Source organism: Bacillus sp. RB3 (assembly GCF_030164735.1).
Classification (GTDB): Bacteria; Bacillota; Bacilli; order Bacillales; family Bacillaceae_G; genus Bacillus_A; species Bacillus_A cereus.
Window position 1 is genome coordinate 185,889 of the sequence record NZ_JASNGE010000005.1, and the last position, 20,249, is coordinate 206,137.

Below are 20,249 nucleotides of genomic sequence, written 5' to 3' on the forward strand. Positions count from 1 at the left end.
CTTTTTAATTTATATTGTTTATTCATTTGTTTTTTCTTGTTTTGCTCGGCTAAATAAACTTTTAAATGATTGAAAGAAGCTTTGCTCTTTTGAGGCAGCAACCATTCTTTTTGTTTCTTGAATTTCTCGAATAACTTGCATAAGCTGTGCATCACGGTTACTGTCTTTGTTATAAATTTGACTAACAAGTTTATTCATTTTTTCTTCCTGTTTGGATTCTCGTTTATACATATGATTCATTAATAAGTCCATCTTTTCTTTTTGCAGTGCATCTGTTTGAGCGGCGTGATCGACTAACTCTTGAAGCATTTTTTCTTGAGAGCCTTCTTTTACATAAACTTGTTGCATCAATTCGTCTAGTTTCTCATCCTTTAAACGATTTTGTGTAATTAGAGTAGAATTTTGATGAATAATTGCTTCATTTAATTGAGCTAGCATTTCAAGTTTTAACATGAACTCCTCAAAGTTACGCCCATCTTCTTTTTCTTTCGTTTGTATCTCTTGCTTATCTTGTATAACTGGTACAGGTGGGGCCTCTTTTTCTTTTAAAATAATCGATATCGTTTCTGAAATATCTTCTTGTAATGTAGCAGCTCTTTCGTGTATAGATTTCAATAGTTTTAAATCATCAAGTTTATAAATACGAGCATCAGCTGTTTTGGAAATCATATAACCATGTTCCTCTAACAGCTGACTATATTTGCGAACTATATGTTTTGGGATGCCTGTTTTATTCGTGACATCTTTCGTTTTATAGGTAGCTTCCATCATATTTCCTCCCCAAAAAGTATCGTATATATCATTTCAATCTTTTATGAGGACTTCCTTTGAAAAAGAATGTCGGAAGGCTATTAGTTTTCTACAGCATTAGTGAAAAAATGAAAATTTTTGGCGGAATGGCAAGGAATAACTAAAATAATGTCTGAAAACATATACAGGAGAAGTTTGTTATAATAACGGAGGAAAAGAAACTGGTAGAAACATGGAGGTATACATGAAGCAATTAAAAGGTATTATCATTTCAATTATCGCAATTCTGTCTATTTTAGTAGCAGTTTATGAAGTACTTGTGCCAGAGGAAACAAGTGTAAAGAAAACGAATACGTATGATCAAGTGTTAGAATTTCCGAAAGAACGTTATCCAGAGACAGGAAAACATATTACGGATGCTATAAAAGAAGGGCATTCAGAAGTTTGTACAATCGATCGTGGTGGTGCTGCAGATAGAAGGAAATTGTCGTTAGCACCATATCCATCAAAAAAAGGGTATGATCGTGATGAATGGCCAATGGCGATGTGCAAGGAAGGCGGAAAAGGAGCACATATTGAATATATAAGTCCGGCGGATAACCGTGGAGCAGGCTCTTGGGTAGGGAATAAGTTAGATAAATACCCAGATGGTACGCGAGTAAAATTTGAAGTGAAGTAGTAGTTGTATATTTCATAATGAAGGAGAAGGGGAACTATGGAGTTAACGATTTCTTATTCGCAATTAATGTTGATGAACTATGACGGTGAGCAGCCTTATGTAGATTGGACTGATGAAGATTTTGAAAGAGGTTATGCTAAGGCAGATGGAACTGTTATTTTTGAAGCACTTTCTGATTATACTTGTGAAGTGAAAGTGACCCCAGGGAAACATATTGAAAAAGAAGAAGTAGTTAGAACGATTACGGTTCCTTTTACAGTTGAAAATGAAAGTATCGTTATAACGAGTATTCTTTCTAATAAATTTCAAATACCTATTCCAAATGGTGAGTATACAGTTGTATTACAAGCAATTCCTCTTGAAGAGCCAACGGATGATGAATTATATAAAATACAATATGAATTCTTTTTTGAAAGTAAAGAATAAAAAATGGGTTATCCTGAGAAAAGGATAACCCATTTTTGTTATGCGTTTGTTTTTAAAAGGGAACGAGCATCTTTCGCTGCTTGCACCATATGTTCTAAAGCTGGAATAACTTCTTCTGTTCTTCTCGTTTTTAAACCACAATCGGGATTAATCCAGAAATATTTAGGATCACATACTTCTAAAGATTGTTCTACGATTTTATACATTTCATCTTTACTCGGTACACGTGGGCTATGAATATCATATACACCTAGGCCAATGCCTTTTTCATATGTTGTATGTTTTAATGTATCAATAAATTCTCCGTGACTTCTTGATGTTTCGATAGAAATTACATCTGCATCTAATGCGCGAATCGCGTCAACAATATCTTCGAAGTTACTGTAACACATATGAGTATGAATTTGTGTTTCATTTGCTACAGAAGAAGTTGCTAAAAGGAAGGATTGTACTGCCCATGTAATATAAGCATCCCAATCTTTTTCTTTTAGTGGCATTCCTTCACGAAGTGCGGGCTCATCGACTTGGATTACTCTAATTCCAGAAGATTCAAGTAGTTCAATTTCGTGACGAAGAGCTAGTGCAATTTGATACGAAACTTCTTTTCTTGGAATATCATTTCGAACGAAGGACCAATTTAAAATTGTAACAGGTCCGGTTAACATTCCTTTTACAACTTTCTCTGTTAAGCTTTGTGCATAAACTGTTTCCTTAATAGTCATGCCGTTAATAAAGGCTACATCACCATAAATAACAGGTGGTTTTACGCAGCGGGAACCGTATGATTGTACCCAACCGTTTTTAGTGAATGAGAAACCAGCAAGGCGCTCACCAAAATATTCGACCATGTCAGTTCTTTCAAATTCACCATGTACAAGTACATCAAGCCCAATTTCTTCTTGGTAACGAATCCATTTTTCTGTCTCTTTTTCAATAAATTGTTCATATTGGTCATTTGAAATAACACCGTTACGCCATTCTTTTCGCGTTTGACGAACTTCAGTTGTTTGCGGGAAGCTACCAATAGTCGTTGTTGGTAATAGCGGTAACTCTAGAGCAACTTGTTGTAATTCGTATCGTTTTTCAAATGGAAGAGGACGTGAAAAATCTTCTTCTTTTAGTGCTGTTCGTGCTGCTTTGACATCTTCTCGGTTACGTGCAGCAGATGAACGAATTGTATGATGTACGTTTCGATATGTTTCCAGCTCATTACTAATGCTTTCTGTACCTTGAGTGAGAGCGGAATGAATAAGAACTAACTCTTCTAATTTTTGATTTGCAAATGCTAACGCATCAAACAGCTCAGTCGATAAGTGAGTTTCTTCTGTTTTATCGATTGGTGTATGCAATAAGCTACAAGAAGGCTGAACGATGATATCTTTCGTTTGGACTTGTTTTTGTAACGTTGTAAATAACTCAAGAACTTCATCAAGGTCAGCTCTCCAAATGTTACGGCCATCTATACAACCGACAGCTAAAGTTTTATCAGCTGGGAATCCATATTTTGAAATAGCATTTAGATTACCTTCTTTACCATGAATGAAATCTAATCCAATACCGGATACCGGGAATGTAATAATTTCTTCATAGTTTTCTTCTACGCTATCAAAATATGTTTGTAAAAGAAGAGTCGCATTTGGAACTTCTTTACGAATAGCTTCATAAATTTCTTTTGCTTGTTGAACTTCTTTTTTAGTTAAAGAAGCGAAAATCGGTTCATCAACTTGAATGGCTTGTGCCCCAGCTGCATGTAGTTCTGAAAGCAGTTGTACGTAAGGTGCAACTAACTGTTTTAAAATGTTAGGAAATTGTTCTTGTGTATAGCCTTTAGCTAATTTTAAGAAAGTATATGGTCCTAAAATAACAGGCTTTCCATCTACTCCTAATTCTTGTTTTGCCTCTTCGTATAAGCGAAGTGGGCGATTATCTTTTAAAGAGATTTGTAATCCCTCTTCATATTCAGGAACGATATAGTGATAGTTTGTGTTAAACCATTTTGTCATTTCGGAAGCTACGTGATCTTTAGAGCCACGCGCCATTGCGAAATATACATCAAGGTAAGATGTAAACTCAGAAAAACGTGATGGAATAAATCCTAGCATATAGGCAGTATCCAAAACGTGATCATAATATGTAAAGTCGCCAATTGGAATGAGTTCAATCCCTTTTTCTTGCTGTACTTTTACGTGTTGAAGGCGAATTTCTTTCATTGTTGTTAAAAATTGTTCTTCATCGATTTTATTGGACCAAAAAGCTTCCAATGTTTTTTTCCACTCTCGTTGTAGTCCGATACGTGGATAACCTAAGTTACTTGTTTGAATTGCCATTTTAAATTCCTCCCTAATTGAAAGTAAGCATTTCCGTTTACTAGGAAATACCTATAACAAAAAGTACAAAGACATAGAAAATAAGCCTTCCTTTTTGTTTTAACACCTCATCATCATCCGTGAATCTATCAGTGTTGTTAAAACAGGCAGGTCTCCTGACTTATGCTTCATATAATTTCTTTCACCTTCCCGTTTTCACAGTGGCACCAAAAAGAAATCTCAGCATTTACAGTGGCGGGACCGTGTTGGAGTTTCACCAAGCTTCCCTTTTAAACACGAAACGAAACTTTCGTGTACCTATTTTCCTTTTGAAAGGAATTTAACAAGCGATATGATATTGAAACAAATTCTAACACAATTTTTGGAATTTTGTCTACTGTTTTGAAATAAGAAAATTCAAAAGTTTTTATTTCTTATTATTATGACTTTTCATCCTGGATTAACTAATAATATTACAGTATAAAAAGAGAAATTGAGCTATGAAAGAAGTAGGGATGCCTTCTTTCATAGCTCAATTTTCATCTATAGCAACTTCTGAAAGTCGGCCTGCTATAGCATCTTTAAGGAGGGTGTTTAGCCATTGTAATTCAACTGTAATATGCTCAATTACACTTTGCAAAATATATAGTTGTGCACGTGGAACCTTTCCTTTATTACAATCATATATCGTTTGCATAGTATGTAAATATTGAAGAGTATCGTTTTTCTTTTTTTCTAAAATAGGAACTAATTCGTGATCATTGCTAAAGTGAGCGAAAGATAAGGCCGAATAAATAGGTTTATATATTTGGTTTTTGGCTTCGAATTGTTTTAATAGTAAAGTGTGGAATAGTTTTTTGCCTTCTTCTGTTATATGAAAAATCGTTTTGTCAGGTCGATTTGTGTCTCTAATTACATTTGTAATATGAATTGCGCCTTGCTTTTCTAATTGCTCGAAGGCGTAATAAAGTGATCCTTTAGCATATTTAATGTAACAATCCATTTGTCGTTCTTTCATAATATGCTGCACTTCATATGGATGTTTATCTCCTTCGAGTAGCAAGCCGAGAATGACTAATTTCATGCTCATGCTGTCTCAACTCCTGTATATAAAAACTTTATCTAGTAAGATCCCCACCCAAAAATTCAGCGGAAGCAAAGAAGTTAGGTGGGGATTAACTGCCCGTAAAAGCCCGATTGGTGAGGGCTAATAATCAGTGGGGGATGAACACCCCCCCACTGATTAAAGTTTCACTTTATACATATTATAAACGGCATATCCTTTTTCATAAAGGAATATGCCGCTTCTTTTTTATATTAACTAACTTGCTTTTGTTTTTCTTTCTTTTTAGGGCCTGTAAAGAGGCGTTCATTTCCCATAAGTAAAATACAAATAATACTTAGTACAGCCGGGATGAGTGCCCAGAAGAATGTATTCGCAATAGATGTAGCGAGAGCTTCTTTAATACCCGCTAATATTTCAGCAGGAATTTTTGCGGTAGCGCCTGGTGATAATAAGAAACTTGTGTCTCCGCCTTTTGGAGCTAATTTTGCTAGTTCAGGGGGAAATACAGAGTTTAGTTTATCTGTAAAAATATGATTTTGAATTGTACCGAAAATCGTTACACCAAGAGTCATACCGAGTGATCGGAAGAATGAGTTTGTTGATGTCGCCGAACCACGGTCCCGCATTTCCAACTTGTGAATAGAAGACATACTTAATACTGAGAATGAGAAACCAACACCAAGCCCAGCGAGAATCATAAATAGTGTTACGAGTAAACGAGGTGTGTCCATTGTTAAAGTACTTAATAAATAAATACCAAGAACGAAGAAGAAACCAGATACCATCATAATGTTACGATAGCTTGTTCGAGACGCTAATTGTCCTCCGGTTTGACTTCCAATTACAGAACCAACCATCATTGGTGTTAAAATTAATCCAGCATTAGAGGCGGAACCTCCAAGAACGCCTTGAATGAAGATTGGAATATAAACTGTACAGATAATAAAAGCGGCACCATAGAAAAAGGCAACTCCTTGACTAGCTGCGAATAAAGGTTTTTTAAATAGATGGAACGAAATAATAGGCTCGGTTGCTTTTCGTTCTACAAAGAAGAAAATAATAAGCGTAATAACTACTGTTGTAAATAAGCCAATAATTACAGTAGAATTCCAGGCATATTCTTTACCACCAAGTTCTAATGCGAACATTAAGCAAACGATACTTATGACAAGTGTAATAGCACCAGCCCAATCAATTTTTTGTTTTCTAAATCCTAGAGACTCACTGTAGTATTTAGTAATGAAGAAAAAGGAGATAAGTCCTAATGGAATATTAATATAGAAGACCCAATGCCAACTTATGTAGTCAGTAATATAAGCACCTAATAAAGGGCCGAATACACTAGATGTCCCAAAAACAGCACCGAATAGTCCTGTCATCTTCCCGCGTTTTTCTGGTGGGAAGATATCATACATAATTGTGAAGGCGATAGGCATAAGGGCACCACCACCGATACCTTGAATAGCTCTATAAATACTTAATTGCTCAATACTTGAAGCTGTTCCGCAAAGAGCAGAACCGAATAAGAAAAGAATGAGGCCCCCAATATAAAAACGTTTCCGCCCGTACATATCAGAAAGTTTCCCGAAGATAGGCATCCCTGCCATTGTTGCTACCATATAAGCTGATGTGACCCAAACAAACTTATCAAATCCTCCTAGGTCTCCAACGATTGTTGCCATTGCGGTTGCAACGATTGTATTATCCATTGCGGCCATTAATATACCAAGCAGTAAACCAGCAACAACAAATTTTGTTTTGTTGGCGTCTTTTTTTAATGGTTGAGTTTCCAAATATAACCCTCCTTTAGAAATAAGTAAACTATATTAAGTTTTGAGTGCAGTGGATAAAAAATTTTAAATGTATAGTTGATTTTAATTCCTTTTCCATAAGTGCACTGATATGCCATAAAGAATATTATAGTCAAATTTGACTATAAGGCAAACTTTTTCTTCCGTCAAAATATTCTTTCGTATGAGTAGAGAACGAGTGAGCCATACTGAATATTGCTATAAAGGAAATGAAGTAAATTGTAAAAAAATTTCATAAAGAACACCTTCTGTTAATAGATGAAAAATGGTTTTTTCTTCATATTGTCGAATAGGATAAAAGGAAGAGAAATATTAAACATTGCTTGTAGCAAGCTTTAGTGATTTGGGGAATTCATTGTGTGTATGTTACATCTGAAATGAGGTGAATATATATTATGAAAATATGGGGACGAATTTCGGATACAGGAAAGTATTCAATACCGCTACAACCAGTATTGTGGATTGACGGATCGAAAAAGGAAAACGAATTTCCTCAAGTAGCCGTTACATTACAAATTGGTAGTATGTATACAGAACAGTTTTCGTATGAATTGACCTACGATGTAAACGACATACTTATTATGCGAATTGAAGTGGAAAATAAAGGGGTAGAAATGATTTCGAGAGTTGTTGTAAGTCATATGATTCGAGATTACTTTGCTTATATTCCTAATTCTTTAAAAGTTGATAAGGGGATAAGTGAGTTTTTATTCCAGCTTGTTAGATGGCGAATTGATGATTTGTTACCGAATGAGAAGGTGGAACTACGTTGTAAAATAAAAGCTAATAAAGATAAAGCTCTTAAACAAACATTCTTTCAGGCTACATATACATTTCAAGATAAAGAGATATCATATGGCCCACTGCAAACAAATGAAGTTGTTGTGCGTCAATGATAAAAAGGAACCTGTACAAAAGGTTCCTTTTTTAGTGAAGGTTGTGTTTTTTGAGTATTTTCTTTTGCTCTATTCCTTTTTTTCCTACATAGTTATTTTTGTAGCCAAAGTATAGAATAAATAAAAATGAAACAACATTAACAATAGCGTCGATTTGATCGTTTGTAATAAAGTGTATGCCGAAAGAGGTAAATAATAATTTTAATGATAATAGAAAACCAGCTAGTAAACGCATAGCATCTGATAGATTCTCTTTTTGTAGCATATAGATTACTCCTTTCTATAAAAGTTATATTATATATATATGAAATAGAGTAGAAAAGGTATACAAGCTTAAGCAGAAATGTACATTGCATATGTACATTTTTTATTTTGTAGAAAAACATTATTGATATAGAAACATATATTGGTATAAAAGGGGGAAAAGTATGAAACATAAAGGGAAAATTAGTGGATTATTGCTTGGCAATACTGTGGCAGTTACAGAATGGATTGCACTTCAGGATGTAATTGCAAAACTGGATTCACGATCATTTTATACCGTCTTTATTATTTATATATTGCAAATGATACTAAGTTATTATTTTGGACATTGGTACGATAAAAGAGCGAACGAGCGTATGGGTATGGAAGTAGGAGGAATGGCAAGCAATGATTTTGTTGTTGATTTTTTTGGGAAAGTAGCTGCTTTATCTGAAAGAGATTCTCGTAATATTACAGTGTACATTCTTTCTGTAAAAGAATGGGAAGGATTAAAAGACACGTTGCAAGAAAAAAAGTTGGGAGTATTAGTACAAAAATTAGAGAGTACCATTGTAAAGACAATTCGGAAGGGCGATGTTGTTACAAAGTGGGATGAAAATAAGTACGTTATTGTAGCAATTGATAATGGTCATGAAACATCAACAATAACAAAACGATTAATGAAAAATATTGAAAGTGAAATAGAAGGTGATTTACTCAGTGTCACTCTTTTATTTGGAGCAGCTAGCTATCCAGTAGAAGGAAAAACGTTTGAAGAACTGTTGAGAAAGTCGCAAAATCAATTGTACCAGTATAGAAATTTGCAAGAAAATGAGTGAAGCTTTGATTTGAAGATATATGATAGGAAGATGTTTTATTTGTAACATTTTTTTGACTTTTATTACAAAAAAACGCCACGTTTGTAATAAAAGTCTTTAAAAATATATGAAATAAGCATATAATTATGATGGTAGTGTCAATGCAATTTGCACAGTGTGTTTTATTTTAAAAGTGTAGAGGAAAGCAAGCTCTACACTTTTCCTTTTTAGGAAATGAAAAGAATATTTGTAAGTTGTTGCGAGATATCGATTGTACTGTGTAAAATGAACAAAGAGATTAATTGATAGAAAGCTGGAAAGGGAATGATAGACGTGAGAGCGGAGCGATCACCTTTTATCAGGTGAACTATTATAGTCTTATTAAGACTGAGGTGAAATTCCGTGGACATTAAAGTAATACATAGTGTAAACAGGCCTTAAAAAACACGAAGTAGTATACTTAAAGATGGATATGGAATTGCTAAATAATTCAAAAAGAATAATGTAATATCAAGTAATAATTTGTACAAACAATATTAATGATCTTCGTAAAAAAGATGCGAGTGTATAGAACAATTACATATTTTATAACTTTTTTATATTACACGATGGTCGTTTATAAGTAGGAGGAAGAGATGTTGAAATATAGTAAATTAGCAATTGTAACTGCATTATCAATGATTTTATTAGCCGGTTGTTTCGGTCCGAAACCAGAAGAAGAATTATATGTAGCGTTTGAAAACGCTGCTAAACAAGAAAAAACAATGTTTGAAGATGCAAAAAAACTTGAGACTTTAGAGAAAGAAGGACAAGAATTATATAACCAGATTGTTCAAGAAGGAAAAGATAATAATCAAACTGTTAAAGAAAAACTGAATCAAGCAGTGAAAAATACAACTGAACGAGAAAAAGTGCTTGCAAAAGAAAAAGAAGTTTTAAATAAAGCGCAAGAAGAAGTGAAGTCAGCTGATAAGTATGTGAAGAAAATTGAAGATAAGAAATTGAAAGATCAAGCTGATAAAGTGAAAAGCACGTATGAGAAACGACACGATTCATTTAATAAAATGTATGACAGCTATGACAAATCTTTAAAACAAGAAAAAGAGTTATATACAATGTTACAAGATAAAGGTACTAAATTAAAAGATATTAGTGAAAAAGTAAAAGTAGTAAATCAATCTTATAAGGATATTGAGTCAGAAAAAGATAAATTTAATGAATTCACAAAGTCTTATAATACAGAAAAAGTAGCTTTTTATAAACAAGCAAATATTAAAATTAAAGAAGAGAAAAAATAAAACAGTTTGGCCTACACTTGGCCAAACTGTTTTATTTTTTTGTATAAGTACGACTATACCATGGAACAGGTTCACTTAATTTTTTTTCTTGTTTTAATGCTTCAGGACCAATATAATCTTGAATTGTTTTTTTTGCCACTGTTAAAGATAAGGTTGTTTTCGGATTTCGATAGGAGGATTCAAGATGACCAAGATGCGGTAGAATTCGAAAATCTTCTTTCGTAGGAGGGATGTGGAAAAAATAATCGCCTAAACGTATAAGGACATCAGATTGTTGTTGGCTAAAACGTGGGTTTCTAGAAAAATGTAATCCTTCTTTAATTGCTTTTTTTTCAGCAATCAAACGTTCTAAAGCTGTCTTTTTTAACCAGTATAAATATTTAGGATTAGTAGCTGCTTTAGCATGACGATTCACAACGAAAATAGATTGAGCTAGTCGATTAATAGAATGTTGGTTTTGTAATTGAGATTGTGGTTGTGAAGGTTTCATATTGAATCTCCTTTCAATTTTTCATTATTATACCATAAATAAAATAGGTATTTATTATACGCAAAAAGTGATTGTATATATTTTCAATATTAAAGCAATATTGTTACAAAAAACAACTATTTTGTATAATAGTAATAGAATATGTTTTTGAAATTTGATAATGAAAGAGTGAGAAGTTTGAAAGAAATATTAAAACAACAGTATGCCATTATAGATATTGGATCTAATACAATGCGTTTAGTTATTTATGAAAAGCAAAATGGAGGTTTTTATAAAGAGATTGAAAATACGAAAGTTGTTGCTAGGTTAAGGAATTACTTAATTGATGGTGTGTTGAATGAAGAGGGAATAGAAGTATTATTACAGACATTATTTCAATTTCAAGAAAGTACAAGATTCCATCAGTTGCATCATGTACTTTGTGTTGCAACAGCAACAATTAGACAGTCGGAGAATCAAGAGGAAATTAAAAAGCTTGTTGAAGGACAAACGGACTTTACTCTTAGAGTATTATCAGAGTATGAGGAAGCGCGTTACGGATACTTGGCGGTTATGAATTCTACATCGTTTTCAGAAGGAATAACGGTAGATATCGGCGGGGGAAGTACAGAAGTTACATACTTTAGAAATAGAGAGATTTTAGAGTACCATAGTTTTCCATTTGGGGCACTTTCTTTAAAGCAACAATTTATTAAAGGGGATATTCCTACTAAAGATGAGTTAGAGGGAATGCAACAGTATTTAGAGTTTCAATTTCGAACGTTACCATGGTTAATCAATAAGAAATTGCCTCTTATTGCAATTGGTGGTAGTGCTAGGAACTTAGTGAAAATCCATCAAAATTTAATATGCTATCCTATAGCAGGATTACATTTATACAAGATGAAAGAAGAAGATATTGAAAGTGTAAAAGATGAATTGGAAAAATTGTCGTACATAGAACTTCAGAAATTGGAAGGATTGGCAAAAGATCGAGCAGATACGATTATTCCAGCGGTTGAAGTATTTCATACACTTGTTAATGTTATAGAGGCACCGGCATTTGTATTAAGTAGAAAAGGGTTAAGAGAAGGTGTTTTCTATGAAGAGTTGACAAAAGATTTGGGGATTTCATATTATCCGAACGTAGTTGAAGAAAGTCTGCATTTACTATCACATGAATACGAAATGGACATGGAATTTGTTATTCAGCTTATTAAACATGGAAGACTAATTTGCAAACAACTTGAGGAAATAGGGCTTATTTCTATGTCAGTAAAAGACTGGGAAGTGTTCCATCAAGCAGCGAAAGTATTTAATATAGGCAAATATATAGACGAAGAAGCAAGTCGTTTACATACGTTTTATTTATTAGCGAATAAGACAATTGATGGCATGATGCATAAAGATCGAGTAAGGCTAGCGCTTATTGCATCGTATAAATCAAAAATGTTATTTAAACAACATTTATCTCCATTTGAAGGTTGGTTTGATAAAAGCGAACAAAAAAAAATCCGCCTGTTAGGAGCTGTTTTACAATTTTCAGCTACTTTAAATGTAAGGCAACGATCGCTTATTGATACCATATCTATAACAGAAAACGAAGAAGGATTAACATTTAAAGCTTTATGTGAACAATCGGCATTAGCGGAAAAAGTGCAGGCTGAAAAACAAAAAAAACAGTTAGAAAGAGTGTTAAAAACGAATATTAACTTGTTATTCGAACTAAAACATTAGGTTGTACGGATGTCTTTACAAAAAAATTACACTTTATAATATTGTAATTTGCTAAAATAAAAGTAACTAAATTATAGTGAAAAAGTTTCAAGGGGAAGTGTGAAGAGAATGGAATTATTGAAGGGGAATGCAGTAAATTTAAATGATACAGCTTATTACAATAATCGAGAGTTAAGTTGGTTAGCATTTAATGAACGTGTCTTACAAGAAGCGCAAGATGCAAATAATCCACTTTTGGAAAGATTGAAATTTATTAGTATTTTTAGTTCGAATTTAGATGAATTTTTTATGGTACGTGTAGCGGGATTAAAGGATCAAGTGAGTGCTGGATTTAATCAGCCAGAAAATAAAGCTGGCTTAACACCAAAAAAGCAATTAAATAAAATTGCGATAAAAGCCCATGCACTAATGACAGTACAATATGATACATTTAAAAATTATGTATTACCAGCGCTTGAGTTAGAGGGAATTGAACGTTTAACATTCAATGATTTGACGAAAGAGCAGCGAGAATTTATAGAAGAGTATTTTGATGAGCAAATTTTTCCGGTGTTAACTCCTGTAGCTATTGATGCATATCGCCCATTTCCAATGTTATTAAACAAAAGTTTGAATTTGGCTACTCTTTTATATGATGAGAAGCAAGCGGAAGAGGAAAACAGGACGAAGTTAGGAATTGTGCAAGTTCCTTCATTACTTGAGCGCTTCATAATTTTACCGAGCGAAGGGCAAAAGCATAAATTTATTTTATTAGAAGACGTAATTAGTAGCTTTACTCATAAATTATTTACGGGATATACAGTATCATCTGTTACTCGTTTCCGTATTACACGCAATGCAGATTTAACGATTCATGAAGAAGGTGCGAGAGATTTATTAAAGGTAATTGAAAAAGAATTAAAAAAGCGTAAGTGGGGGGCTGCTGTTCGTTTAGAAGTTGGGAAAGAACACATTGATGAAAGAGTACTAGCGTTATTATATGAGGTTCTGGAAGTAAAAGATGAAGATGTATATATAATGGATGGTCCATTAGATTTAACATGTTTGTTTTCTTTATATAAAAAACTAGCTCCTTTATATGAACATCTTGTATATCCGGCTCTTATTCCGCAACCACCTCAAGATTTAGGTGATGAAGAAGATGTATTTGAAAAAGCAATTGAGCATGATATTTTATTACATCATCCTTTTGAATCATTTCAGCCGGTAGTTGATTTTGTCCGTGATGCGGCGGACGATCCGAATGTACTTGCGATTAAACAAACGTTATATCGTGTAAGTGGTGATTCACCGATTATTCAGGCGTTAAAGATAGCGGCTGAAAAGGGAAAACAAGTAACAGTATTAGTTGAATTAAAGGCAAGATTTGATGAAGAAAACAATGTTCATTGGGCTAAAGAATTGGAACAGGCAGGCTGTCATGTTATTTACGGTGTAAGTCACTTGAAAACACATAGTAAAATTACATTAGTTGTAAGAAGAAAAAACGGAAAAATCGAAAGGTTCGTACATCTCGGAACTGGAAACTATAATGATGCAACAGCGAAGTTATATACTGATTTTGGATATATTACATCAAGAAAAGACTTTGGGGTTGATGCAACCAATTTCTTTAATTATTTAAGTGGTTATACAACAAAGCCACATTTTCATCATTTATCGGTTGCTCCATTTGATATAAGAGAGCAATTTATAGATTTAATAGATGAAGAAATCCGTTATCATAGGCAATATGGAAATGGATATATTATCGCTAAGATGAATTCATTAACAGATAAACCATTAATTAAAAAAATGTACGAAGCATCACAAGCTGGAGTAAAGGTAGAGCTCATTGTTCGAGGGACATGTTGTTTAAGACCTGGCATTCCAAATGTAAGTGAAAATATTCGTGTAGTTAGTGTTGTTGGAAGATACTTAGAGCATAGCCGTATTTATTATTTCCATCATAATGGGGAGGAGAAAATATATTTATCTTCAGCTGATTTGATGACGCGAAATATGGAGAAGCGAGTGGAAATATCTTTCCCGATATTAGATATTGAAATGAAGGCACGAATTAAGGCGATTTTACAGCTTACATTAGCTGATAATGTGAAAACACGTGAACAAAATAAAGATGGTGATTACTATTATGTTATTAATAGTAGTACAGAAGAAATTGATAGCCAAGTGAAGTTGTTTAAGATGGCATATCAAAATACAGACGCTGAATAATGAAAAAAGTAAAAACCTCTTATGTCAATAAGAGGTTTTTACTTTTTTCTACTCATATGCTCCAAAAATGGAAGGATGAGTAGAAACAATAGTTTTATTATAAGCGTGTAATGAGATGGCTCGTTGAGAGAATAATATTTGAAAGAATCGTTATTTTAACTTAGTAATAGTATGGTTGCTGACATGGTCCACCGTAACAAGGATAAGGTGCTGGCGGCGGGAAAGGTGGTGGATAAGGTGGATAAAATGGTCGAGGGCCGAAAGCTAATGCTCCGCCGAGCAATCCACCAGCAATTCCAGCTAGAAAGGGAACGCCAAAAAACGGGAAGAAGCGTGAGTCGCCTACTGGACCAATAGGTGCTGAACGGACTGGAATTGGTTGATAATATGGATACATGAACATACCTCCTTTATTGGACTCACTTTTATCATATGGTAAACAAAACGTGGATGAGCGCGTACAAGAAAGGATATGTAAGAAAATAGGCGAATTATTACGAATGTTGGAGTGTGAAAATTGTGATTTCAGGTTTTGACATAAAGCGAAATGGGACACGTGTTCTTCCCAGGCCTCGATTGACATAGAGAGTTAAATCCTGAATTGTATAGAAGCCTTCAATATAGTCTTTGGCGAGTGAAGGTGTAATAATAGCTCCTAAAAAAGGAATTTGTACTTGTCCGCCGTGACTATGACCAGAAAGTTGCAAGTTGATTGGATATTTAGAAACTTTGGGCGCGATATCTGGTTCGTGAACAAGAACAATGTTATAAGTACTTTGCCGTGCATGCTCTAATGTTTTCTCTATTTTTGGTTTGCCTAATAGTATATCATCGAGACCGAAAATAGAAATTTCACTATTATCCATTAGATGAATTCTTTTTTCACTATTGAGCAATAGCTCAAATCCTGATTCACGCATGATGTGCTCATAGTATTCAGTTCCATATCCACCGTGATCATGGTTACCATAAATAGCGAATTTACCAAAGGGGGCTTGTATATTTTTTAAAATGGATGCAACGAAAGGAGTGTCAGTATACGTTTGATAATTATCAATGAGATCTCCGGTAAAAAGGACAATATCTGGATTTACAGCATTAATTTTAGAAACAACTTTAGATAAATGTTGAAGCGAGAAATAGTATCCGAGATGTAAATCGCTGAATTGAAGAATTTTCATACCATGAAAACTTTTTGGGATGAGTTGTGATTTTAATGTGTGCTGTGTAAAAGAAATGAAATGGGGCTCTATATATTTAGCATAGTAGTATCCGATGCTACTGGTTATAAATGAATAGAGACAAGTACGCATACCAATTTTTAAAAAATTTCTTCTTGTAATGTGCTTCATAAAAATATGAGTATACCTCAATGTTTTCATTCCATTTATAGGCTACTCAAATCTCCTTTCAGTTTATTTAAAATATACTTTACATAATAAAAAGTAGTATAGATTACGAAAAAAAATGAATAAAAAGAAAGTTCTTTACGCTAAAATATCAGAAAAGTTTAAAAATATAAAGATTTCTATTAAATAAAGTGATAAAATGAATGTGTATTCATTTTTTGGAGGGGATGTATGTGAAAGAAAAGGTAGTTATTATAACAGGTGGATCGAGTGGAATGGGAAAAGGAATGGCGACTCGTTTTGCAAAAGAAGGGGCACGAGTTGTTATTACAGGACGTACAAAGGAAAAACTAGAGGAAACAAAGTTGGAAATTGAACAATTTCCAGGGCAAGTATTACCTGTACAAATGGATGTAAGAAATACGGATGACATTCAGAAAATGATTGAACAGATTGATGAGAAGTTTGGTAGAATTGATGTTTTAATAAATAATGCAGCTGGAAACTTTATTTGTCCAGCAGAAGATTTATCTGTGAATGGCTGGAATTCAGTCATTAATATTGTATTAAACGGTACGTTTTACTGTAGTCATGCTGTCGGAAAATATTGGATTGAAAAAGGTATAAAAGGGAATATCATTAACATGGTAGCAACATATGCATGGGATGCTGGTCCAGGAGTTATTCATTCGGCTGCAGCGAAGGCAGGAGTATTAGCGATGACGAAGACGCTCGCTGTTGAGTGGGGACGTAAATATGGAATACGAGTTAACGCTATCGCGCCAGGACCAATTGAACGTACGGGCGGTGCTGATAAATTATGGATTTCAGAAGAAATGGCTAAACGTACGATACAAAGTGTTCCGCTTGGAAGGCTGGGTACGCCAGAAGAAATCGCTGGTCTAGCTTATTATTTATGTTCAGATGAAGCTGCGTACATAAATGGAACTTGCATGACAATGGATGGAGGACAACATTTACATCAATATCCATTTTAAAAGGGATAAAAAAATGAATATTTGATTCATTTTTTTATGGCTAAATGTGACGGAATTGTGACATATGAAAGAAAAGTGTTTACAAGAGGTCATATATACGTTATATTTAAGACCTCTTTTTTCTTCATAGTAGAATTGCTAATTCCCCTTAGCATTTTACCCCTCTAATCCCTTCAGGAAAACTGAAGGGATTTTTTATTATTTTTCCGTAAATATCATGTTATAATTTTTGAAAAGTAAAGGGAGGGAAGCACGTTGATAGATGCATTAGATGTAATGAGTAACTTGGATAAAGTCCTTCCTTATTATCAAGCTATTTTTAGTGCTGATGAGCATACTGTAATTGGATACGAAGTAGTAGGACGTATTCAAACAGAAGAGGGCATACAAAGTTTAGCTTCTTTCTTTCACGATGATTCGATTCCAAGTGAATTTCAACTGGAAGCGGATAATATTATAGTAGAAAAAGCTTTAAATCGTTATTTAGAAAGCGATCAAAAATTATTATTATTTATACATCGGAATGCTAATGTATTAATGAATGATGATGATGAAAGCTTGCTTCAACTTTTATTGAGGTATGAAGAACAAGGTTTAAATTTAAAACAAATTGTTTTAGAGATTACAGAACATGAATGTAAAGAAGATATAGAGCAATTTAATCATTTGCTTATGTATTATCGTACATATGGTATTCAAATTTCGATTAATAAAGTCGGAACGGGCACAAGTAATTTAGAGCGTATTAGCGTGTTAGCACCTGATATTTTAAAAGTAGATTTAACGAACTTAAGGCAAACAGCACTTTTACAATCTTATCAAGATATTTTATATTCTTTATCATTACTTGCTAGAAGAATTGGTGCAACTTTGTTATATGAAGAAATAGATGCTTTTTATCAACTGCAATATGCTTGGAAGAACGGCGGAAGATATTATCAAGGTAATTATTTGAAAGAATGTTTACCTGATTTTATTGAAACGAATGTTTTGAAAGAGCGACTAGGTAATGAATGTCATCAGTTTATTCAGCATGAAAAGAAGAAGTTACAAAAAATTTATAATTTAACAGAGATGTTACGCGATCGCATTGGCGATGTTTTATCAAAACAAAAAAAGAATGAAGATATAAATGATTGGTTATTACAATTTAGTCAAAGTGTATCACAGTGTAGTTTTCGTATATTTATTTGTAATGAAGATGGTTTCCAACAATCAGGAAATGTTATGAAAAAAGATGGAGAATGGATTGTGATGCCGGATTATTATATGAAGAACTGGAGTTGGCGCCCGTATTTTCTCGAGAATATCATGAAAATGCGTTTTGAGAATAAGGCGAGGCTTTCAGATTTATATGCAGATATTGAAACGGGAGAAATGGTACGAACATTTTCTTTCCCGATTGATGATGACAACTTTTTATTTATAGATTTATCTTATGAATATTTATATGAAGAAGATGTTTTATTTTAATGCACGAAGAGATTCGTGCATTTTTTGTTTGTTTTTATCATAAATTGGTAATAGTGAAAATGGTGATGAAAATGCTGTCTATCGTTGTAAAGATTTTACGAACGAAATCTGTCCTGTCTTTGCATAATCATTGTTACAATGAATACTACAAAGACAAGTTCTTTTAAAAGGAAGGTGAAAAAATGAGGAAATATGGAATATGGCTTGTTCTATTTGTATGTGTTGCCTTTCTAGTTGGTTATAGTGTTACGACTGTTTTAGGAAAAGAGGAAGTGGAAGTCGATCGGAAAGAAGTATTTACAACGATACAAAAAGGCTATGAAACCCAGTTTTCAATTCGTGGGAAGCATTTGCCGATGAATAAGATGATAGAGACGTTATCACCGTATTTTACAGATAATTTCCTTCAAGTATTTACAGATGAAAATAGCAGAAGTGATAAACAAAGTGGTGAATATTTACTTCCGGCAAAAGAAGCACCGTTTTCTTTTAATTCAGAAACGAAAATGTCGTATGATGAAGAACATAAAAATTTATATGTATATGAGCGGACAAAAAGTGGACAGTATCAAATTGTAACATTGAAAAGGGATCAAGATAAATGGAAGCTAGCAGGATATCATGAAAGTCAGGAACTTTTAACTGAAATAAAAAGGTTGCAACAATTATAAAGTGAAACTTTTAATCAGTGGGAGGGATTACTCTTCCATCTAACTTCTTTGCTGTAGCTAAATTTGGGGTAGGAGTTTTACTACCCACAAATAGCGGGATAAGAATAGGAATAGGTATTTACCTATTCCTATTCTATATTGAGTAGTTGTTGTAACTTTTCAATTTGAAACCCTGCAACTACTTCGCCATCAATTACGACTGTTGGAGTTGAATAAGAATCATAGTCGTATAAAAGACGATTGCGAGCAGCAGCGTCTTTTTTTACGTCAAATTCTTCATATGCAACGTTATTATGCTTCAAAAATTCTTTCACAATAACACAGGGCGGACAATCGGGTTGTGTATAAACCTCAATTTTTTTCATTGTTATTCCTCCTTTTTTCTGTTTTTTATTATATTCTTCCAGTATAAAAACCGCAATAAAGAAGGGGAAATATGTTCTTTCTGTTTTTTCCTTCGCATTTCGACAAATTTTTAGTTGAGTTTCTGGCCAATAACCTTTATCCTAGAGTGTGGAACATTTTTTCTGTTATGACGGATAGAATGAGTATAGCTGTAAAACCTATTGGTAGGAAGATCAGAGAAAGGAGAGATTTCATGTCTCTACTCCAAGGAATTTTAACTCGACTTGTTAGTCTACAAGAACAAGCTGAAAGCGGTGAAGTAGCACAACGCTATTTTGAAGTGAACGGTGAGCGCAAATGTAGCGTGAAATTTTTCGATAAAAGTGAAATGTATGAGTTAGAAGTGTATCAACAAGGTGAAAAACCTCAAGTGTATCAATTCGATAATATCGACATGGTTGCAATTGAGATTTACGATATCATTTCTTGATACATATAAAAAAGGTACTGCCATGTGGCAGTACCTTTTTTAGTTCTATTACTTTCTAGTGGAATGTATAGAAGTTTTTTATTTTTCCTACAATGGTATTAAAATGAAATTTTAATCCGTGCAAGTTTGCTTATCCATGTGGAAAATGAGTCCCGTCAACCGGGTGAATATGTGAAGCTAAACTTCTCACAATCGCTGGGTTCTGCA

General features: G+C 33.6%; 20 protein-coding genes and 1 riboswitch. Of the genes, 11 read left to right on the forward strand and 9 right to left on the reverse strand.

Features of this window, described 5'->3' with window-relative positions:
- Window positions 1-18: 18 nt before the first annotated feature.
- Complete coding sequence (locus QO049_RS10010) at window positions 19-768, reverse strand: DUF3967 domain-containing protein (RefSeq protein ID WP_284489266.1); 750 nt, start codon at window positions 766-768, stop codon at window positions 19-21.
- 226 nt (window positions 769-994) lie between these two features.
- On the opposite strand from QO049_RS10010, the gene nucA reads away from it, so the two are divergent.
- Both nucA and comJ read left to right on the forward strand, forming a co-directional pair.
- Window positions 995-1,429 (forward strand): DNA-entry nuclease, encoded by a 435-nt coding sequence (gene nucA, locus QO049_RS10015; protein ID WP_000811494.1) that lies wholly within the window; start codon window positions 995-997, stop codon window positions 1,427-1,429.
- Window positions 1,430-1,465: 36 nt separating this feature from the next.
- Window positions 1,466-1,855, forward strand: a complete 390-nt coding sequence (comJ, locus tag QO049_RS10020; protein WP_000424030.1) for a competence protein ComJ — start codon at window positions 1,466-1,468, stop codon at window positions 1,853-1,855.
- Between the two features lie 38 nt (window positions 1,856-1,893).
- On the opposite strand, the gene metE is transcribed toward comJ, so the two are convergent.
- The 3 genes from metE to QO049_RS10035 all read right to left on the reverse strand — a co-directional run bounded on the left by metE (window position 1,894) and on the right by QO049_RS10035 (window position 7,020).
- Window positions 1,894-4,182 carry a 5-methyltetrahydropteroyltriglutamate--homocysteine S-methyltransferase gene (gene metE, locus QO049_RS10025; RefSeq protein ID WP_001007604.1) on the reverse strand — a complete coding sequence of 763 codons (2,289 nt, stop codon included), beginning with the start codon at window positions 4,180-4,182 and terminating at the stop codon, window positions 1,894-1,896.
- 128 nt (window positions 4,183-4,310) lie between these two features.
- Window positions 4,311-4,498: riboswitch (cobalamin riboswitch) on the reverse strand.
- 195 nt (window positions 4,499-4,693) lie between these two features.
- Entirely contained in the window at window positions 4,694-5,251 is a 558-nt protein-coding gene (locus tag QO049_RS10030) for a PadR family transcriptional regulator (RefSeq protein ID WP_000062063.1), read from the reverse strand.
- A 227-nt stretch (window positions 5,252-5,478) separates the two neighbouring features.
- Entirely contained in the window at window positions 5,479-7,020 is a 1,542-nt protein-coding gene (locus QO049_RS10035) for an MDR family MFS transporter (protein WP_000449902.1), read from the reverse strand.
- A 413-nt stretch (window positions 7,021-7,433) separates the two neighbouring features.
- Here QO049_RS10035 and QO049_RS10040 point away from each other — a divergent pair, with 413 nt between their 5' ends.
- Complete coding sequence (locus QO049_RS10040) at window positions 7,434-7,934, forward strand: hypothetical protein (protein ID WP_000708120.1); 501 nt, start codon at window positions 7,434-7,436, stop codon at window positions 7,932-7,934.
- A gap of 31 nt (window positions 7,935-7,965) precedes the next feature.
- Here the strand turns inward: QO049_RS10040 and QO049_RS10045 are convergent, their stop codons facing one another.
- Entirely contained in the window at window positions 7,966-8,199 is a 234-nt protein-coding gene (locus QO049_RS10045; RefSeq protein ID WP_000939446.1) for an SPP1 phage holin family protein, read from the reverse strand.
- Window positions 8,200-8,362: 163 nt separating this feature from the next.
- Here QO049_RS10045 and QO049_RS10050 point away from each other — a divergent pair, with 163 nt between their 5' ends.
- Window positions 8,363-9,016, forward strand: a complete 654-nt coding sequence (locus QO049_RS10050; protein ID WP_000680811.1) for a diguanylate cyclase domain-containing protein — start codon at window positions 8,363-8,365, stop codon at window positions 9,014-9,016.
- Between the two features lie 614 nt (window positions 9,017-9,630).
- Window positions 9,631-10,293, forward strand: coding sequence for a YkyA family protein (locus tag QO049_RS10055; RefSeq protein WP_000922482.1), 663 nt, complete (start codon window positions 9,631-9,633; stop codon window positions 10,291-10,293).
- Window positions 10,294-10,324: 31 nt separating this feature from the next.
- On the opposite strand, the gene QO049_RS10060 is transcribed toward QO049_RS10055, so the two are convergent.
- Window positions 10,325-10,783 carry a YkyB family protein gene (locus QO049_RS10060; protein ID WP_000804862.1) on the reverse strand — a complete coding sequence of 153 codons (459 nt, stop codon included), beginning with the start codon at window positions 10,781-10,783 and terminating at the stop codon, window positions 10,325-10,327.
- A 141-nt stretch (window positions 10,784-10,924) separates the two neighbouring features.
- Here QO049_RS10060 and QO049_RS10065 point away from each other — a divergent pair, with 141 nt between their 5' ends.
- Window positions 10,925-12,499: a Ppx/GppA family phosphatase gene (locus QO049_RS10065; RefSeq protein ID WP_050552234.1), complete on the forward strand. Its 1,575-nt coding sequence runs from the start codon at window positions 10,925-10,927 to the stop codon at window positions 12,497-12,499.
- 108 nt (window positions 12,500-12,607) lie between these two features.
- Window positions 12,608-14,716 (forward strand): polyphosphate kinase, encoded by a 2,109-nt coding sequence (locus QO049_RS10070; protein WP_000421677.1) that lies wholly within the window; start codon window positions 12,608-12,610, stop codon window positions 14,714-14,716.
- Window positions 14,717-14,876: 160 nt separating this feature from the next.
- Here the strand turns inward: QO049_RS10070 and QO049_RS10075 are convergent, their stop codons facing one another.
- Together QO049_RS10075 and QO049_RS10080 are read right to left on the reverse strand one after the other, a co-directional pair.
- A complete protein-coding gene (locus QO049_RS10075) occupies window positions 14,877-15,113 on the reverse strand; it encodes a hypothetical protein (RefSeq protein WP_000283738.1) in 237 nt (78 codons plus the stop codon).
- A gap of 97 nt (window positions 15,114-15,210) precedes the next feature.
- Window positions 15,211-16,068, reverse strand: coding sequence for a metallophosphoesterase (locus QO049_RS10080; RefSeq protein ID WP_033667426.1), 858 nt, complete (start codon window positions 16,066-16,068; stop codon window positions 15,211-15,213).
- 230 nt (window positions 16,069-16,298) lie between these two features.
- Between QO049_RS10080 and fadH the strand changes: the two genes are divergently transcribed.
- From fadH to QO049_RS10095, 3 genes are all read left to right on the forward strand, one after another.
- On the forward strand, window positions 16,299-17,063 hold the full coding sequence (fadH, locus tag QO049_RS10085; RefSeq protein ID WP_000660913.1) for a 2,4-dienoyl-CoA reductase: 765 nt from the start codon (window positions 16,299-16,301) through the stop codon (window positions 17,061-17,063).
- A 255-nt stretch (window positions 17,064-17,318) separates the two neighbouring features.
- Window positions 17,319-18,536 (forward strand): EAL domain-containing protein, encoded by a 1,218-nt coding sequence (locus QO049_RS10090; protein WP_000564306.1) that lies wholly within the window; start codon window positions 17,319-17,321, stop codon window positions 18,534-18,536.
- Window positions 18,537-18,718: 182 nt separating this feature from the next.
- Window positions 18,719-19,207 carry a DUF3993 domain-containing protein gene (locus tag QO049_RS10095; RefSeq protein ID WP_001233804.1) on the forward strand — a complete coding sequence of 163 codons (489 nt, stop codon included), beginning with the start codon at window positions 18,719-18,721 and terminating at the stop codon, window positions 19,205-19,207.
- A gap of 128 nt (window positions 19,208-19,335) precedes the next feature.
- Here the strand turns inward: QO049_RS10095 and QO049_RS10100 are convergent, their stop codons facing one another.
- Entirely contained in the window at window positions 19,336-19,572 is a 237-nt protein-coding gene (locus QO049_RS10100) for a glutaredoxin family protein (RefSeq protein WP_000717875.1), read from the reverse strand.
- Between the two features lie 233 nt (window positions 19,573-19,805).
- Between QO049_RS10100 and QO049_RS10105 the strand changes: the two genes are divergently transcribed.
- The gene (locus QO049_RS10105; RefSeq protein ID WP_000055151.1) at window positions 19,806-20,042 is read left to right on the forward strand and encodes a YkuJ family protein; all 237 of its coding nucleotides are present in this window, start codon (window positions 19,806-19,808) and stop codon (window positions 20,040-20,042) included.
- The last annotated feature ends 207 nt before the right edge of the window (window positions 20,043-20,249 follow it).

Excerpts from the sequence above, each read along its gene's own strand:
- QO049_RS10010 (WP_284489266.1), bottom strand. The coding sequence starts at position 768 with ATGGAAGCTACCTATAAAACGAAAGATGTCACGAATAAAACAGGCATC.
- nucA (WP_000811494.1), top strand. The coding sequence starts at position 995 with ATGAAGCAATTAAAAGGTATTATCATTTCAATTATCGCAATTCTGTCT.
- comJ (WP_000424030.1), top strand. The coding sequence starts at position 1,466 with ATGGAGTTAACGATTTCTTATTCGCAATTAATGTTGATGAACTATGAC.
- metE (WP_001007604.1), bottom strand. The coding sequence starts at position 4,182 with ATGGCAATTCAAACAAGTAACTTAGGTTATCCACGTATCGGACTACAA.
- QO049_RS10030 (WP_000062063.1), bottom strand. The coding sequence starts at position 5,251 with ATGAGCATGAAATTAGTCATTCTCGGCTTGCTACTCGAAGGAGATAAA.
- QO049_RS10040 (WP_000708120.1), top strand. The coding sequence starts at position 7,434 with ATGAAAATATGGGGACGAATTTCGGATACAGGAAAGTATTCAATACCG.
- QO049_RS10045 (WP_000939446.1), bottom strand. The coding sequence starts at position 8,199 with ATGCTACAAAAAGAGAATCTATCAGATGCTATGCGTTTACTAGCTGGT.
- QO049_RS10050 (WP_000680811.1), top strand. The coding sequence starts at position 8,363 with ATGAAACATAAAGGGAAAATTAGTGGATTATTGCTTGGCAATACTGTG.
- QO049_RS10055 (WP_000922482.1), top strand. The coding sequence starts at position 9,631 with ATGTTGAAATATAGTAAATTAGCAATTGTAACTGCATTATCAATGATT.
- QO049_RS10060 (WP_000804862.1), bottom strand. The coding sequence starts at position 10,783 with ATGAAACCTTCACAACCACAATCTCAATTACAAAACCAACATTCTATT.
- QO049_RS10065 (WP_050552234.1), top strand. The coding sequence starts at position 10,925 with ATGTTTTTGAAATTTGATAATGAAAGAGTGAGAAGTTTGAAAGAAATA.
- QO049_RS10070 (WP_000421677.1), top strand. The coding sequence starts at position 12,608 with ATGGAATTATTGAAGGGGAATGCAGTAAATTTAAATGATACAGCTTAT.
- QO049_RS10075 (WP_000283738.1), bottom strand. The coding sequence starts at position 15,113 with ATGTATCCATATTATCAACCAATTCCAGTCCGTTCAGCACCTATTGGT.
- QO049_RS10080 (WP_033667426.1), bottom strand. The coding sequence starts at position 16,068 with ATGAAGCACATTACAAGAAGAAATTTTTTAAAAATTGGTATGCGTACT.
- QO049_RS10095 (WP_001233804.1), top strand. The coding sequence starts at position 18,719 with ATGAGGAAATATGGAATATGGCTTGTTCTATTTGTATGTGTTGCCTTT.
- QO049_RS10100 (WP_000717875.1), bottom strand. The coding sequence starts at position 19,572 with ATGAAAAAAATTGAGGTTTATACACAACCCGATTGTCCGCCCTGTGTT.
- QO049_RS10105 (WP_000055151.1), top strand. The coding sequence starts at position 19,806 with ATGTCTCTACTCCAAGGAATTTTAACTCGACTTGTTAGTCTACAAGAA.